The sequence below is a fragment of the Priestia sp. FSL P4-0332 genome (assembly GCF_038005845.1).
In the GTDB taxonomy this organism is placed as follows: domain Bacteria; phylum Bacillota; class Bacilli; order Bacillales; family Bacillaceae_H; genus Priestia.
In genome coordinates, this window is sequence record NZ_JBBOUA010000001.1 from 3,319,591 (window position 1) to 3,334,582 (window position 14,992).

A 14,992-nucleotide genomic window follows, 5' to 3' on the forward strand; every position below is an offset into this window, starting at 1 on the left:
ATTATTCAGTTTCTACTAGATTCGTCACTCGCCAAATGTGTAGCGTTAAGTAAAGCTTTTCATCTGAAGTTAAAGACCAACCATGCTGTTTATGAAGTAAATTAGCCACTTTTTCAACAGCTTTATATGCTTTTTCATACTTTGTTTTTACGACATCCAGCAGCGTAGCATCAACTTCCGGAGAAACATGTGGGTTCTGATCCAGCTGACGTAAAACAAAAAATCGTAGATGCGTGACAAAGCGAGAATAGTTCATGGATTCTTCGTCAAGTTTGAGCTGAAAATGATATTGAACAACATCGATAATTCGATTAATCACTTCAGTCATCTTCATCGTTTCTTCCACTTTTGCTTGTACATTCTGTGCGTTTACAAAATGATAGGTGAGAAACGTTTCTTCACTTTTAGGAAGCAGCACATCAAGCCGGTCATACACTAGTCGAATCGCGTTAACCGCAGCATTATACTCTTTCGGATAAAGCTTCTTGACTTCCCAGCGGCTTGGCTGCGCGTATTCAAGGCCATTATGGCTTCGTTCAATCGCAAAATTTAAGTGATCCGCAAGAGTCAAATGAATATTGGTGCGAAAAGGCTCACCTATTTCTCTTTCTGCTTGCTTGATTAACTCTACAGAAACCTCGAGAATTTCTGGTTTGATGCTCTCTAGAATTTGAGCCAGCGGTCTACGAATATTGGACGACTCCGCCACAAACTTTCGTCGAATGACAGCCTTATCAACTGGATCACCTTTTTTCTTTTGGAAACCGACGCCTGTTCCCATGATGACCCATTCTACATTAGAGGAGTCTTTGACCAATGCTACGTTATTATTAAATACTTTAACAAATTTCATAGATGCTTCCCCCACATCAGAACAAACGTAAAAATCCCATCTTAAAAACACATGAACACCTCACGTATTTTTAACACAGGTAATGCCTGATCGAATCAGTAACAATCCAGTTTTAAGTTATTACTGAAATTATATTCCACTATGAAAGCGATGTCAATACATAAAATGCTGAATTTTTAACAATCTACTATTCTCATAAAGAAGCTGCTTATAAACGAGGTATCCCTCTACTATCTCCGGCACTGCTCATTTCCTACATAAAACATCCACATTTTATTTCAACTGTGCTACATTTAACTAAAAATGCTTTCTTAATGAGGGATACAATTGTGAATTTAGATTTAACAGCTTATATAACGCTTATCTGCACGTCCGGTGTTCTTAATCTATACTTATGTTTTTACGTATTTATTAAGCGTCACCACTACGCTAACATTGCGCATTTATTTATTCTTCATACAGGTTTCACCACTATTTATTGTATGGGTGCGGCATTTAGCTTGCTATCCGTTAACCTTGAGGAAATGAAGTTCTGGACCGTCATTCAATACGTGGGCATACCTTTTTCGCCCCCTGCAGGACTGCTGTTTGTTATGCAGTATGTCGGCATAAAAGTAAGGAAAAAACATATTTTTGCCCTTTTTATCATTCCTTTTATTAGTTTGATCATGGTCGCAACAAATGACTGGCATCACCTTCATTACCGAGTGTTTGAAATTGACCCAGTTTTAGGTGCTCCTTACATTCATCAAGAAATTGGGACCTGGTACATGATTCATGGAATGTTCATCTTTTCGTCTATGTTTGTTGCTTTTTTGCTCGCCGTTTACCGCTGGAAAGAAACAGCTAAAGCTTACCGCCTGCAGTTAATTGCATTAATGGTCGGGCAATTAGTCCCTATCGTCACAGCTTTTGTCTATTTAATGGGCTTTACGCCGCAGGGAATTGATCCAGTTCCCATGGTTTTATGGATTTCTTCTTTTTTATATTTATGGTCCATTAACTCATCGCGTATGTTTACAGTCATGCCAGTTGCGAAAGATGCGATATTTAACAGCATCAATGACGGTGTTATCGTGCTTGATGAAGCTTACAGATTAATTGAATTTAACTTAGCGTCGAAGAACATGTTTCCGCAGCTGAAAAAAGCGATGTTTGGAAAACGTTTTGCTGATATTTGGTTCACGCTATCGGGCAATTCATTTCCTTTTACATTAGAAAATAAAAACAGCAGTCAAGAGCTGCAGCTTTTTTCTGGGGATCAATCTCAGTATACGTATCAAGTTCGCACCTCTCCTTTGCAGTATGCCAACAACAGTCACGGCTTGCTGCTTATTTTTACGGATATCACAGAGCTAAAAAGACTTCAGCTAAAGCTTGAAAATCAAGCTTATTACGATGAGCTGACGCAAATTTATAATCGCAGGGCATTTTTTCAGCACAGCAAGCAAGCATTCGATGAAGCAAAAAAGCCCGCATCTTCTTTTACGCTTCTTTTACTTGATATAGATTATTTTAAAAAAGTGAACGATACGTATGGTCATTATACCGGCGATCAGGTGCTTGTACATGTCGTAAAAGCCTGCCAGTCCGTATTACCGCAAGGAGCCCTTTTTGCTCGGTACGGCGGTGAAGAATTTGTACTCGCGCTAAAGGGCTATACTTTATCCGAAGGCGAAACGCTGGCTGACCAAATTCGCCGTCACGTCGAGACTCAGCCCTTACTGATTAATGAAGAAACCATTTCTATTACGCTAAGTCTTGGAGTAGCACAAGCGGAAAAACAAGAAAATGAAACGTTAGATGAGCTGTTGAATAAAGCAGATATCGCCCTGTACGCTGCCAAACAACATGGACGCAACCAAGTACGTATATATAAAGAGATAAAAGAAATCCTAAAAAGAACCTAAACAGCACTGTTTCGGTTCTTTTTGCTTTTGACTACTATTCTTTCATTTATCAAGTGAAAGTGTTAAAAGACTTGATTTTATCTATGTATTTGCAACTAGAGTATCCTATAAACTATACGTAGATCAAAAAAAGGAGAGATACAGATGAAGATTAGACATATTCGTAACGCTACTCTAATTGTTGAATACGGAGGAAAAACGTTTTTAATTGATCCTATGTTAGCGGAGAAAGGCACGTACCCTCCTTTCCCAAATTCGATCAGACAAGATCAAAACAACCCTTTAGTGAACTTACCGATATCCGTTGAAGAAATTATTGCTGATGTAGATGCGGTTATTGTCACTCACCTCCATTTAGACCATTTTGACGATGCTGCTAAACAGGCTTTGCCAAAAGACATCAAAATGTTCGTTCAAAATGAAGAAGATGCCGCAGTAGTAAAAGAAGCTGGTTTTAAAAATGTAGAAGTACTTACGCAAAACACGGTTTTTGAAGGCGTTGAATTAATCAAAACAAAAGGTGAACACGGAAGAGGAGAAATTTTAAAGCGTACTGGTTTAGTGTGCGGCGTTGTTTTTAAACATAAGAATGAAAAAACGCTTTATGTAGCTGGAGATACGGTATGGTATTCCGCTGTTGAAGAAGAGATCAATACACATAAACCAGAGATCATTGTCGTAAACGGCGGAGATAATCAATTTTTAGAAGGCGGTTCTCTTGTGATGGGGAAAGAAGATATTTACCAAGTTTTTAAAGCGGCACCTCATGCTACGATTATTTCTGTCCATATGGAAGCTGTAAATCACTGGACGTTATCAAGAGAAGAGCTAAAAGGCTTTATCAACGAAAAAGATATGGCGTCCCGCGTCTTTATTCCAGATGATGGCGAGGTTTATACTTTTAAGTAAAAGAGATTAAGACATAACAAAATCATTCCAATCTAAAGACAGACAAATGAGATCGCATGGATCGCTCGCTTATGACACCGCTGTTGATTTCCGTGCAAGGCTTCGCTTTCCGCGGGCGGCCGCTGAGCCTCCTCGTCGCTTGCGCTCCTGCGGGGTCTCATCTGTTCCTCTTTTCCCGCAGGAGTCTTCGCCTTGCCCTCCAATCAACAGCTAGAAGTAACTAAATTGAGTAAACCTACCTTCCCTCTACCAATAAAAAATCCGACCGATTTATCGTTCAGGTCACCCTTCAACTAACATACTTTTGTCCCAGCCTCTTTTTATAGCCGGTTAATTTATCAAGTAGTAGTCGTAGTAGCAACCGCTGAAGTGCTCGCAATAACCGCTAGCATAGCCGCTTGCTGAGCTTGAATTATCGTTTCAATCGTTGTATAGATGCCTGTTTCGACCAGTCTAGAATCCTTTAGCTTTTCACTGATAACCAGATTAACCGCCAGCATAACATTGATGTCTTTCTGCCACTTAAAAAGTTTATCTGCATTCAGCTGCTTTACCGCTTCATGGATAATTTCAATTTCAGCTTCCGGTTTTTCAAACAGTGCTAATAAGCCAAGGACTGGGTAATGCATTGCTTTTACTTTCATACCTGCCGATTCACAGATTTCTTTTACTGCTAGGCACCTTTCAATAAGGGTATCTCCATGTAAGTTTTTATCGTTTGCGAGAATATGACTTAAAAACTGAAGGTCATTTCCTTTTTTAAATCCATGCTGCGCCAATGTGGTATAAAAGTGTTCAATTTCATGCATCAAATCATCAACAGACTCGCTCGTTTCAGCTAATAAAACGGCAAGAGGTACATCACCGCTTGATGTGAGGAAGAGATGCTTTTTTTTCATGCCTTGATAAATTTCTACTGACCTTCGAACCATTTCTTTATGACTTCGACTCGACTCATTCGACAGCATAGCAAAAGCCGCGATATACGTAAATGCGCCTCTAGTAAACCCGCCTTGTACCAATTGATCATATACATCCAGAAATTCATGAAACGTTTCTTTTGGATTCTCATAGCGGGTATCCAGCATGGCTGCGATCGTAAACCGCTGCGATGATTTTAATGTAGAAAACATTCCTACTTGATTTTTAATATAGTCACTTAACTCAATATAAGGCTGAAGCTGAAGCGATTTGCCTTTCACTACATACATAGAAGCGATAGCCATAAACTGCTTGTGATCTGCCACTTTCCATTTGAGTTCATTTTTTAAGCTGATATAAAAACCTCTATACTGCTCTACTTTTTGTTGAATCGTTTCCGGTAGCATATCAACACGTCCTTTATTTGTGGTTAGTTTATATACGTAATACTTCAATAAAAGTTTCAATATTTAGTAAATTAAACCTGTGTTTGTTGCATACAAAAAAGACCTCGGGATATCCCAAGGTCTTTTTTCTTTCAGCTTTATTTATTAACCTCTTCCCGCTTGGAAAGAAGGATATTTTGTCATACCGCCATCAGCAAATAGTGTAATACCTGTTACGTAGCTTGCTTGTGACGATGCTAAGAATGCTGCAACTGATGCAATTTCTTCCGGGTTGCCGATGTAGCCCATTGGAATCATGCTTTCTACGTCTGCACGCTGTTCCGGATCTGCGAATTTTTCAGCGTTGATTGGCGTATCGATCGCGCCTGGTCCAATGTTATTTACGCGGATACCTTTTGGCGCATATTCAAGAGCCAATGTTTCTGTCATTAGTTTCATACCGCCTTTACTTGCTGCATAGTGAACAAATAGTGGCCAAGGAATCATCTCGTGAACGCTGGACATGTTAATAACGTTTCCTTTAATATCATTTTCAACAAAATATTTAATCGCTTCGCGGCTTCCTAAAAACGCGCCTGTTAAGTTTGTATCGATTACTTGATTCCAGTTTTCTAACGATAATTCATGTGAAGGAACCGGGTTTTCAACACCAGCATTGTTAATCATAACGTCTAATGTGCCAAACTCTTTAACAGCTGTCTCTACAAGATTCACAACGTCTTCTTCTTTTGTTACGTCGCCTCGAACAATAATTGCTTGGCCGCCAGCTTGTTCAATTTCTTTTTTTACTTCTAGCGCTTCTTCTTCATTGCTGCGGTAGTTTACAACCACTTTTGACTGCTCTTGACCAAAACGAACGGCCATTGCGCGACCCAATCCTTTTGATCCGCCTGTTACAACTACTACTTTATCTTTTAAATCTGTGTACATCTTGAAGTCCTCCTACTTTTCCTGCGTGATATGTCTTGCTATACTGTACTAATTATAAATACAGTTTAGGTTTTTAAATAGAGAAGAAATATCTCTTTGTCTCTTCTTTCTTAAACTGTATGTCATTTAAAAAGAGACAAATTCACTTTTGTTTCCTTTCGTTACTTATCGTAACCAAGAGAGATAAAGTAGTCAAACTTTTTGTTTGATCATTTTTATAATTTATTTTTATCTCTCACTTTCCTCATATTTGTTTGTTCCCTGGAGAATGAGTCTGTCTTCCCACTTCTAAGTTAACACCTTTTCACAAGTTTAAACTTTTTCCCTTGCAATTCTTAAATCAATGTATTATATTGTTGATGTATCAATTATTGATATATCAAACAATTGCCCGCAATCAAAAATATGGAAATGAAAATAAATAAGTTTAACGCCTAAAAAGAAAGGAATAATGACTATGACTACAAAAGACTTTAACGAAATTGCTTTAAAACGCCGTTCAATTAAAAAATATGATCCTTCAGTAAAAATCAGCCGTGAGGAAATGGAGGAAATTCTTACCGAAGCTATGCGCGCTCCTTCTTCTGTTAATATGCAGCCATGGCGCTTTGTTGTGATTGAAACACCTGAAGGAAAAGAAAAATTAGCTGAACTTGCGAAATTTAACAGCGAACAAGTTCATACATCTTCAGCTGTTATTGCTGTATTTGGTGACATGAACAACGTCGAATATGCAGACGAAATTTTTGGCCAAGCCGTAGAACTTGGCTATATGCCTCAAGACATTAAAGAACAGCAGCTAAATTTCTTTAAACCAATTTATGAAAACATGCCAAAAGCTGATATGAAAGACATCGTTTTAATAGATTCAGGACTTGTGTCTATGCAGCTTATGCTTGTTGCTCGTGCTCACGGATATGACACAAATCCAATCGGCGGATACGAAAAAGAATTAATCGCAGAAGCATTCGGTCTGGATAAAGAACGTTATCTTCCAATTATGCTTATCTCAATCGGAAAAGCAGCAAGCGAAGGTCATGCTTCTTACCGTTTACCGGTCAATACGGTTACAACTTGGAAATAAGCAGCTAGTTCTATTCAATAAATAAAGAGCTAAAAATGTGAAGTAAAAGGAGACTTTCCAATGAATAACTATCAAGAACTTACAAAAAAACAGCTTTCATTCTTTAATAGCGGCAAAACAAAAGACGTTGCGTTCCGTATCGAAACGCTAAAGAAATTAAGAGAACTTGTTGTACGTCATGAAGACGACATTTTAAAAGCAGTAAAAGCTGACCTTAACAAACCAGAATTTGAAGCAAAACGTGCAGAAGTTGGTCTTGTGCTAAGCGAAATCGACTTTGCAGTTAAGAATCTTGCAGAATGGGCAGCGCCAAAAGAAGTAGAAACACCATCTACTCACGCCGGAGCAAAAAGCTATATTTATCAAGATCCGTACGGTTTAGCTCTAGTGATTGCACCTTGGAACTATCCGTTCCAACTTGCTGTATCACCAGTAGTAGGCGCGATTGCTGCAGGTAACTGCGTGGTGTTAAAGCCTTCTGAATTAACACCTCATACGTCAAGCCTTCTTGCTAAGATGTTTAATGAAAACTTCCCTGAAGAATACTTGACAGTAGTCGAAGGTGAAGTGGAAACAAGCACTGCTTTACTAAAAGAAAACTTTGATTACATCTTCTTTACAGGAAGTACAATGGTCGGCAAAATCGTGGCAGAAGCTGCTGCTAAACATTTAACGCCTGTTACGCTAGAACTAGGCGGAAAAAGTCCTACAATTGTACACGAAGATGCTAATATTGAAGAAGCAGCTAAACGCATTGCGCGCGGTAAATTTGCAAATGCTGGCCAAACTTGCGTAGCGCCAGACTACATTCTTGTTCAACGAAATGTAAAAGACGAGCTGCTAGCTAATCTAAAACAAGTCGTAACAAACACGTACGGCGAAGATGTTTCACAAAATCTAGACTTCCCTCACGTAGTGAGCGAAAAGCATTTTGATCGTCTTAACAGCTTCTTAACAAACGGAGATATCGTTTTTGGAGGCAAAACGGATCGTTCTCGTCTGTTTATTGAACCAACTGTTCTTGACAACATCTCATGGGAAGACAATGTGATGCAAGATGAAATCTTTGGACCAATTCTTCCAGTCATCGTATACGATGAAATCTCAGAAGTAATTGAAGCAATCGTAAAACGTCCAAAACCATTGGCACTTTATCTTTTCTCTGAAGATGAAGCAGTCCAAGATCGCATCTTAAACAGCGTGTCATTCGGCGGCGGTTCTATTAACGATACAATTAACCATATGACATCTCACTATCTTCCGTTTGGAGGCGTTGGTGACAGCGGAATGGGTGCGTATCACGGAAAAGCAAGCTTCGATACATTTTCACATGCTAAAAGCATCTTAAAACGTTCAAATAAATAAAGAAAAAGCCGATGTCAGCGTCTGACTTCGGCTTTTTTATTCCTTCATTTGTTTGGCGATTTGTTCATATTGCTCTTCTTTTTTTGTAGAAATAGCTAAATCATAAAGAATATGTAAAAAGTACTTTTTATCTTGAACAAATAAATACTCTTCTTCAAAGCCTTTAGAAATGTATACAGCAAACTCCCAGATGTCATCGTAATAAGCTGGTCCAATGGCCTCAGCGAGATTTCCAAGCGTTTTGAGCAGCTCCATCGTAATGATAATATTCCGCCTCGCATAGTGCCGGATATTAGCGAATCCATCATATAAAAAGTCCTCAAATTTTTTATCAGGAATCACCATTCGTATCACGCCGCTGTCATCCACTAAATAAGAAGAAAATTGACTAGCTTCACAAATTTCCCGAAGAATATCGCTAATTTGATGAATGGAGTTAACCGCCGTTTTGAAATCATCATTCCCTAGTGATTTAACTGCCATCTCCACAAACTTCGTAATGATATACGTAGTATCTTGAATATCAGTCTGAGATTTCCCTACATGGATATATTGGTGAAAGGCGGTACAATCCATTTCATCCTGCTCTGTCGAATCTCTATGCCAATAATAAAATAATACGGTTCCGCTGAGCACATAATCCCCTACTTCACGCTCCATTTTTATAACTAAATTATGCTCTTTGGCGCAGTGAATCAATTGGCTGTAGTTCACTGTTTGAATATAGCCAGATGTTTGAATACATACCGGCTTTTTTTCTCCTTCTGGAAAGGAAAATTGTTCGCTATGACTAGACTGCGTTCGATGAATCTCCAGTTCCTCGCGGATTGTTGTCTTAATTGCTTTTATGGACGCTGTTTTCATCGATTGAGTCATATGATTTACTTGCAGCCACTTCACAGAGTGATTAATAAAGTAGACAAACGTGCCCGCACTAAAAACCGATAGCGCCGTCGTCACAAATGGAATCGCAAAATATCCGTCTACTTGAGAGCTGTTTAAAAATAAAAAAACAAAAAGTGTATACAAAAAACTCCCTATAAAAATCCCCAGAATTCGCTGAGTAGATTTAGAAGAAGCAAAGTTTTTTAACACGCGAGGAGAAAACTGAGCTGCAAATGATGTAAACACAACAAGCATTAAATTAAAGGTAAACGTCGTAATCGATAGAATTCCGGGCATAATCGTACTCACTAACGTATTGGTTAAATCCATGTTGATTGAAAAAAATGAAGGAACCTTCTCTCCTACTTTACAGTAATAATCAAGAAACAGCGTCAATGCAGCTAAAAGGACAGAAAAAAGAGCATAAATTAAGGGACTAAACCATATTTGGCTATTTAGCTCATCTTTAAAAGCACGAGGAGAGAGCTGTTTCCTTGCCGCTATCCATCTAAATGTATTCATATAAAACCTTCCTTTTTATTTGTAAATCTCTAACTTTTTTCTTAGTTCCCTAAATTTTTCTGATTATGCTTATATAATGGAAAAAATCTATTTTTTAAGGTATAACTGTACAAAGCAAAAAAGAGGTTGAGACATACCTAATTAATTCGATTTAAATACGTACAACTAGGATACATGAGTTGAACCGCTTTTGACACCGCAGTTGATTTCCGTGAAAGACTTCGCTTTCCGCGGGCGGCCGGTGAGCCTCCTCGTCGCTTGCGCTCCTGCGGGGTCTCACCTGTACCGCTTTTCCCGCAGGAGTCTTCGTCTTGCCCTCCAATCAACTGCTATAAGGAACTGAATGAAGATATGAAAGCTATGTTCACCATACAAATAAAAAAACCGAACGAGATGGATTCTCAATCAAGAATCCATCTCGTTCGGATCTTCCTTCCACTAACCTAATTTTATCCCAGCCTCTTTTTACTCTTATCTTTTTACCAGCCTCGGCTCGCTCCACCCCCTCCAGAACTGCCGCCTCCACCTCCGCGAGGACCGCTGCCGCCGCTGCCACCGCCTCCGCCTCTTCCTCCAAACATCACAAGGAAGTTTAGCAGAAATTGTGTAATCGCTCCTTTAAAAAAGACGAAGTCGAGAATAAGCAAGCCCACAATAACAGCTGCAATCAGCAGCGTTTGAAGAGTTGTTAAATGAACGCCGCTATCAGAGGGAGCATCTGCTTTTGGTACTTTTTGTTCAAAATCTGTTCCTAAATCATACTCTTTTACGACTTGGTTATAAACAGCTTTGTATGTGCTTTCTAGCGCCGTATCGTATTTGCCATTTTTTAAGTTAGGAATAGCATAAGAATCTAAAATTTCTCCCGATTTGATATCGGTGATGGCTCCTTCTAACCCGTATCCTACTTCGATTCGAACTTTTCGTTCTTTTTTAGCGAGCAAAATAAGAACGCCATTGTTCAGCTTTTTATCACCAAGTTTATACTTTCGAAACGCTTCATTTGCGTACTCTTCTACATCCGCATCACCTAATGAATTCACGGTAAGAATCGCTACTTGAGCTTTCGTTTCATCATCCAATTTTCTGCCCATTTGGTTTATTTCAGCTTTTTCCTGATCGTTTAATAGATGAGCAAAATCCTGAACATAAATATCGCCTACCGGATTTGGAATATCAGGTGCAGCAAAAGCAACGCTTACCGTATTACATAAAAGAGACAATAATAAAGCAAACGAAGCAAGAAATTTCATCACTTATCGCTCCCAAAATCAACTTTCGGCGCTTCTTTTTCTTCATTTGTTACTTCAAAATATGGCTTTTTTTCAAAGCCGAACGTACCCGCTAACATGCTTTTAGGAAATCTCTTAACCGATTTATTGTATTTTGCAACTTCATCGTTATAGTCTTTACGCGCTACAGCGAGTCGATTTTCTGTTCCTTCTAAACTGTCCATTAAGCTTCTGAAGTTTTCATTCGCTTTTAAATCCGGATATTTTTCAACCACTACGAGCAGGCGGTTTAATGCACCGCTTAACTGTTGATTAGCATCAGCTTTGTCTTCAGGAGTTTTAGCTCCCGCTAGCTGCGCTCTTGCCTGAGTGACCGAATCAATTGCTTCCTGCTCATGCTTAGCATAGCCTTTTACGGTTTCCACTAAGTTCGGAATTAAATCAGATCTTCTTTTCAGTTGATTATCTATTTGTGAAAATTTATTATCTACATCTTCCTCTGCGCTAACGAGACTATTGTAAGAGCTCACTCCGTAAATTACAACAAGCACTAGCACAATGATCGTAGCGATCAAACCTTTGTTTTTCAATGTACTACCTCTTTTCTTCATCAAAATTATGTATCTACTTACTAGTACGAATCATGCTCTAAAAAGATTCATTTTTTACCAATTTTATTTATATTGAACGTATAAGTAAGACATCTCCTAACAATCAATTCCTCTATAAGGTGAAATACTTTTCTCTACCTAGTCTTTCTATCAATTAGCACATGTAACCCTTCTCGATTTTATCTTGTTTCACAATAGAAAAAAGAATACCTCTTGGGTATTCCTTTTTTTGCTTAAGACCATCCTTCAATTTTGAATGCCACTCGGTGAAATTCAGGAACCGTTACAAATTGATAGTCGTTATTTATTAAATACTTAATAAGTTTCGGCAATGAAGTAACAATTTGGTCTCGCGCTCCGCTGCCGTATCGATCCCCATCGTGCATGACAATAAGATTCTTTTCTTGTAGATTTTTAATCGTATGTTTGCATATGGCCAATGGATCTTCTTCACGCCAATCCTGACTATCTACATTCCATAGAACAGACGTCATTCCCAATTCTTTAATATCAGCAAGAGCTGTATCATTTATCGAACTGTAAGGTGGACGAAACAGCTTTGGAGAACAACCTATTATTTTCTCTATTTGAGCATTTGTAGAAGTGATTTCTTTCCATAATTCGCGTTTAGAAAGAGTTGTAATATCAGGATGACTCCACGTATGATTTCCAATTACGTGCTTTTCTCTATGAATACGTCGGATTAATCTTGGAAATTTTTCCGCTTCTGCACCTACGACAAAAAATGTCGCACGTACATTATATCTTTTTAAAATTTTTAAAATAGCAACGGTGTAGGCTGAGGGCCCATCATCAAACGTTAAAGCAACATATTTTGGTGAATTTTGATTCATGTGTTCTCCCCTTATATAAAAAATAGATATAGAAATAAACCCCTCAATTTTTTTGCGTAAGTTGAGGGGTTTTTGCAGTGAGACGATTTTCACGAGACGATACTATATTTTCTTTGAAAGTGTTAATTACTAAAGGTAATAGATTTGTTCAAAAGAACTCGCCAAGTAGTCAAATCCGCGGGGGCGCAGCGTTTCAAGCTGCTGATGAATTTTTATTCTTTCTTCCGAGCCTGGAGGAAGTTCATATAGTTTCGTCACAGGCTGTCCATTATTTAATTACTCAATAATTCTAAAAAGCATGACGCGAAAAGCATGTGTAAGTTCATTGTATTCGTCAGGAAAACGCTTCTTCAGCTCTTTATATTCAACTAGTGTTTGGTGCATATGCATAAACGGAAGCTCTTTCCATTCAAGAGATAGAATAAGAACGTCTATATTGGGATGTTTTTTAACAAAACGATAGTGATTGCCCCACTGCTCTTTCACTTTCCGCTTCGATATCCCATGTTCCTGATGATAGGCAACCGTAGAGGGATCTAAAACAAACTGCACCCCATTTTTATACAATCTATATCCAAGCTCCCAGTCTTCTGCCCCGTAGCCAACAAACGTTTCATCAAAAAGACCGGATTTTTTTAAGTTCGCTTTTCTTACTGATACATTTCCACTTAAAAATGCAATATAAGGTAGTGTAAATCCTTCAAGTCGCTCTCCGAAATGTTTTAGCCCGCTGTTAAGGAAATAACGATTAGGAAATGATAAACGTTGAAAACGGTTTGTATTAATATCTTCTTTTGTTACAAGAGGACAAGGAACATTTGAATGCTGCTGCGTCTGTTCATAGTTTTCATACAATCTTCTATACTCAGGATCCCTGCTGACTAGTTCTTTCAAGTGAGCCACTTGATCTTCATTATAGTCTGGCATAATAAACGTGTAGACTCCCTCATAATGCATGGCACCAGTAACCACAAGATTGGATTCATGCACATGATGTTTATAGTGATTTTCAATAAAAGCAGGAGGCGCTAGCATTTCTCCATCTAAAAAGATTAAAAGATTTCCTTCAGCATGATTAATTCCTATATTACGTACTGAGGAACGCCCTTTATTTTGTTTCATACCGATATACTTAAATTTGAACGGGACATCAGCTTCTTTAAAAATGTTGGGCGTATTATCGGAAGAAGCGTCATCCACTAAAATGACTTCATACTCAGCTTAAGGAAACGTTTGTTTTGATAAACCGTAAAGCGAAAGAGAGGTTTGATAATATTTATTATAAGTGGGCATAACGATGCTAACTTTAATAGGGTGTTTGTGATTATTTTTTATACTCATTTTATATAATGAATTATCTACTTTATCCCTTTTATTTTTAGACTCTTTTAAGGGTTTAAGATTCTTTTCTTTTTAATATAGTATTTTCCATCAGAACGGTTGTAATAGGAATCATACAAGTCTATTTTAATCATCCTTTCTTTGTTTTTCCTCTATATACTATTCAATAAATGACCGGGTGCTTGTACAATATATAATTTTTTTTAGAAAAGGCGTATATAACAGATTCGCTCTATCATTATAATTAGAACGAACATTTACATTCGCTTATCATTAGTAAATAGAAGGTATCCTACTATACAACAACATTAAAAAACAGCTTATAACTTTGCTTGTTATAAGCCGCTTTATCTCTATGATTTCTATTGCTGATTTCCATATACCCCGTCAATATTCGCAACAGCCGTTTGATCAAATATATCTGCATCCATATTTGTGTTTTTCATTCGCGCACAAGCAGCTGAAATGTCTCCATAGGTTGAGTTGATTCCAACAGATTTAACATCCGCTGTGTGTCCGTTGTGAAGAACTTCTCCAAAATTCATCGATCCGTTCCTCGCCATACCATTAATTCTTGTGTTACAGATGTTAATAACTCCTGCCATGGCCATACCACCTTTTCTTAAAATGAATTCGTACATCGTATGCTGTAACAAGCCTATGTGTGAAAGATTTTCAAAAAGTGAAAAGCAAGGTACAAATACTAGTGAAATTATTCATTTCACCCTGCTTCACCCAAAGTTTCCACATGTTTTTATGCTTTTTCTGTTACAATAAATGCATAAGTTATTTTTCATCCATATTGTTTGAAGGAGGATACGTAATATGGACGAACCAAAAGATATTCAACCTAAAGTAGAAAAAAGTTTCGAACTGATTGGCAAGAAGTGGACAGGATTAATCATTTATGTACTTATGAGCGGTCCTAAACGTTTTAGTGAATTAAATGAAAGTATACCAGCCTTAAGCAGAAGGCTTTTGACAGAACGGATTAAAGAGCTTGAAGACCACGGCATCGTTGTCCGAAATGTTATTCCCGACCGCCCTATTCGTTCTGAATATTCGCTGACTCAAAAAGGAACAGAGCTAGGCAAAATATTAGGGCCGATTAGCCAGTGGGCAGAAAGCTGGGTCCAAGATTAATGTCAGTTACTAAAATTACTCCGTA

Annotated in this window: 17 protein-coding genes; 6 read left to right on the forward strand and 11 right to left on the reverse strand. The window is 38.1% G+C overall.

The window, feature by feature from the left end:
- Nucleotide 1: 1 nt before the first annotated feature.
- On the reverse strand, nucleotides 2-853 hold the full coding sequence (locus MKY06_RS17185; RefSeq protein ID WP_029323116.1) for a PRD domain-containing protein: 852 nt from the start codon (nucleotides 851-853) through the stop codon (nucleotides 2-4).
- Between the two features lie 329 nt (nucleotides 854-1,182).
- On the opposite strand from MKY06_RS17185, the gene MKY06_RS17190 reads away from it, so the two are divergent.
- Both MKY06_RS17190 and MKY06_RS17195 read left to right on the forward strand, forming a co-directional pair.
- On the forward strand, nucleotides 1,183-2,763 hold the full coding sequence (locus tag MKY06_RS17190; RefSeq protein WP_289916272.1) for a histidine kinase N-terminal 7TM domain-containing diguanylate cyclase: 1,581 nt from the start codon (nucleotides 1,183-1,185) through the stop codon (nucleotides 2,761-2,763).
- Nucleotides 2,764-2,907: 144 nt separating this feature from the next.
- Complete coding sequence (locus MKY06_RS17195; protein ID WP_098526424.1) at nucleotides 2,908-3,672, forward strand: MBL fold metallo-hydrolase; 765 nt, start codon at nucleotides 2,908-2,910, stop codon at nucleotides 3,670-3,672.
- 69 nt (nucleotides 3,673-3,741) lie between these two features.
- Here the strand turns inward: MKY06_RS17195 and MKY06_RS17200 are convergent, their stop codons facing one another.
- The 3 genes from MKY06_RS17200 to gdh form a co-directional block, all read right to left on the reverse strand.
- Complete coding sequence (locus MKY06_RS17200; protein ID WP_013058066.1) at nucleotides 3,742-3,879, reverse strand: hypothetical protein; 138 nt, start codon at nucleotides 3,877-3,879, stop codon at nucleotides 3,742-3,744.
- 131 nt (nucleotides 3,880-4,010) lie between these two features.
- Nucleotides 4,011-5,000: a DUF4003 family protein gene (locus MKY06_RS17205; protein WP_029323122.1), complete on the reverse strand. Its 990-nt coding sequence runs from the start codon at nucleotides 4,998-5,000 to the stop codon at nucleotides 4,011-4,013.
- 144 nt (nucleotides 5,001-5,144) lie between these two features.
- Entirely contained in the window at nucleotides 5,145-5,930 is a 786-nt protein-coding gene (gdh, locus tag MKY06_RS17210) for a glucose 1-dehydrogenase (protein ID WP_013058068.1), read from the reverse strand.
- Between the two features lie 457 nt (nucleotides 5,931-6,387).
- Between gdh and MKY06_RS17215 the strand changes: the two genes are divergently transcribed.
- Together MKY06_RS17215 and MKY06_RS17220 are read left to right on the forward strand one after the other, a co-directional pair.
- The gene (locus MKY06_RS17215) at nucleotides 6,388-7,014 is read left to right on the forward strand and encodes a nitroreductase family protein (RefSeq protein ID WP_098526379.1); all 627 of its coding nucleotides are present in this window, start codon (nucleotides 6,388-6,390) and stop codon (nucleotides 7,012-7,014) included.
- Between the two features lie 60 nt (nucleotides 7,015-7,074).
- Complete coding sequence (locus MKY06_RS17220) at nucleotides 7,075-8,379, forward strand: aldehyde dehydrogenase (protein WP_172738558.1); 1,305 nt, start codon at nucleotides 7,075-7,077, stop codon at nucleotides 8,377-8,379.
- Between the two features lie 36 nt (nucleotides 8,380-8,415).
- Here the strand turns inward: MKY06_RS17220 and MKY06_RS17225 are convergent, their stop codons facing one another.
- The 5 genes from MKY06_RS17225 to MKY06_RS17245 form a co-directional block, all read right to left on the reverse strand.
- Nucleotides 8,416-9,786, reverse strand: coding sequence for a DUF2254 domain-containing protein (locus MKY06_RS17225; protein ID WP_098399616.1), 1,371 nt, complete (start codon nucleotides 9,784-9,786; stop codon nucleotides 8,416-8,418).
- 137 nt (nucleotides 9,787-9,923) lie between these two features.
- Nucleotides 9,924-10,112, reverse strand: a complete 189-nt coding sequence (locus MKY06_RS17230) for a hypothetical protein (protein ID WP_078082004.1) — start codon at nucleotides 10,110-10,112, stop codon at nucleotides 9,924-9,926.
- Between the two features lie 153 nt (nucleotides 10,113-10,265).
- Nucleotides 10,266-11,039 carry a TPM domain-containing protein gene (locus MKY06_RS17235; RefSeq protein WP_098288127.1) on the reverse strand — a complete coding sequence of 258 codons (774 nt, stop codon included), beginning with the start codon at nucleotides 11,037-11,039 and terminating at the stop codon, nucleotides 10,266-10,268.
- On the reverse strand, nucleotides 11,039-11,608 hold the full coding sequence (locus tag MKY06_RS17240; RefSeq protein WP_013058074.1) for a LemA family protein: 570 nt from the start codon (nucleotides 11,606-11,608) through the stop codon (nucleotides 11,039-11,041). The genes MKY06_RS17235 and MKY06_RS17240 overlap by 1 nt, the downstream gene beginning before the upstream one ends.
- Before the next feature lie 254 nt (nucleotides 11,609-11,862).
- Entirely contained in the window at nucleotides 11,863-12,483 is a 621-nt protein-coding gene (locus MKY06_RS17245) for a polysaccharide deacetylase family protein (protein ID WP_029323133.1), read from the reverse strand.
- A gap of 77 nt (nucleotides 12,484-12,560) precedes the next feature.
- Between MKY06_RS17245 and MKY06_RS17250 the strand changes: the two genes are divergently transcribed.
- The gene (locus MKY06_RS17250; RefSeq protein WP_236019586.1) at nucleotides 12,561-12,770 is read left to right on the forward strand and encodes a hypothetical protein; all 210 of its coding nucleotides are present in this window, start codon (nucleotides 12,561-12,563) and stop codon (nucleotides 12,768-12,770) included.
- Here the strand turns inward: MKY06_RS17250 and MKY06_RS17255 are convergent.
- Entirely contained in the window at nucleotides 12,760-13,683 is a 924-nt protein-coding gene (locus MKY06_RS17255) for a glycosyltransferase (RefSeq protein WP_289916308.1), read from the reverse strand. The genes MKY06_RS17250 and MKY06_RS17255 overlap by 11 nt on opposite strands.
- Before the next feature lie 503 nt (nucleotides 13,684-14,186).
- Entirely contained in the window at nucleotides 14,187-14,429 is a 243-nt protein-coding gene (locus tag MKY06_RS17260; protein ID WP_029323136.1) for a spore germination protein, read from the reverse strand.
- Between the two features lie 220 nt (nucleotides 14,430-14,649).
- On the opposite strand from MKY06_RS17260, the gene MKY06_RS17265 reads away from it, so the two are divergent.
- Entirely contained in the window at nucleotides 14,650-14,967 is a 318-nt protein-coding gene (locus MKY06_RS17265; RefSeq protein ID WP_013058076.1) for a winged helix-turn-helix transcriptional regulator, read from the forward strand.
- Nucleotides 14,968-14,992 lie beyond the last annotated feature (25 nt).

What these genes read in the sequence shown, in the direction of transcription:
- MKY06_RS17225 (WP_098399616.1), bottom strand. Translation starts at nt 9,786, where the DNA reads ATGAATACATTTAGATGGATAGCGGCAAGGAAACAGCTCTCTCCTCGT.
- MKY06_RS17265 (WP_013058076.1), top strand. Translation starts at nt 14,650, where the DNA reads ATGGACGAACCAAAAGATATTCAACCTAAAGTAGAAAAAAGTTTCGAA.
- MKY06_RS17220 (WP_172738558.1), top strand. Translation starts at nt 7,075, where the DNA reads ATGAATAACTATCAAGAACTTACAAAAAAACAGCTTTCATTCTTTAAT.
- MKY06_RS17215 (WP_098526379.1), top strand. Translation starts at nt 6,388, where the DNA reads ATGACTACAAAAGACTTTAACGAAATTGCTTTAAAACGCCGTTCAATT.
- MKY06_RS17205 (WP_029323122.1), bottom strand. Translation starts at nt 5,000, where the DNA reads ATGCTACCGGAAACGATTCAACAAAAAGTAGAGCAGTATAGAGGTTTT.
- MKY06_RS17195 (WP_098526424.1), top strand. Translation starts at nt 2,908, where the DNA reads ATGAAGATTAGACATATTCGTAACGCTACTCTAATTGTTGAATACGGA.
- MKY06_RS17245 (WP_029323133.1), bottom strand. Translation starts at nt 12,483, where the DNA reads ATGAATCAAAATTCACCAAAATATGTTGCTTTAACGTTTGATGATGGG.
- MKY06_RS17185 (WP_029323116.1), bottom strand. Translation starts at nt 853, where the DNA reads ATGAAATTTGTTAAAGTATTTAATAATAACGTAGCATTGGTCAAAGAC.
- MKY06_RS17235 (WP_098288127.1), bottom strand. Translation starts at nt 11,039, where the DNA reads ATGAAATTTCTTGCTTCGTTTGCTTTATTATTGTCTCTTTTATGTAAT.
- MKY06_RS17260 (WP_029323136.1), bottom strand. Translation starts at nt 14,429, where the DNA reads ATGGCAGGAGTTATTAACATCTGTAACACAAGAATTAATGGTATGGCG.
- gdh (WP_013058068.1), bottom strand. Translation starts at nt 5,930, where the DNA reads ATGTACACAGATTTAAAAGATAAAGTAGTAGTTGTAACAGGCGGATCA.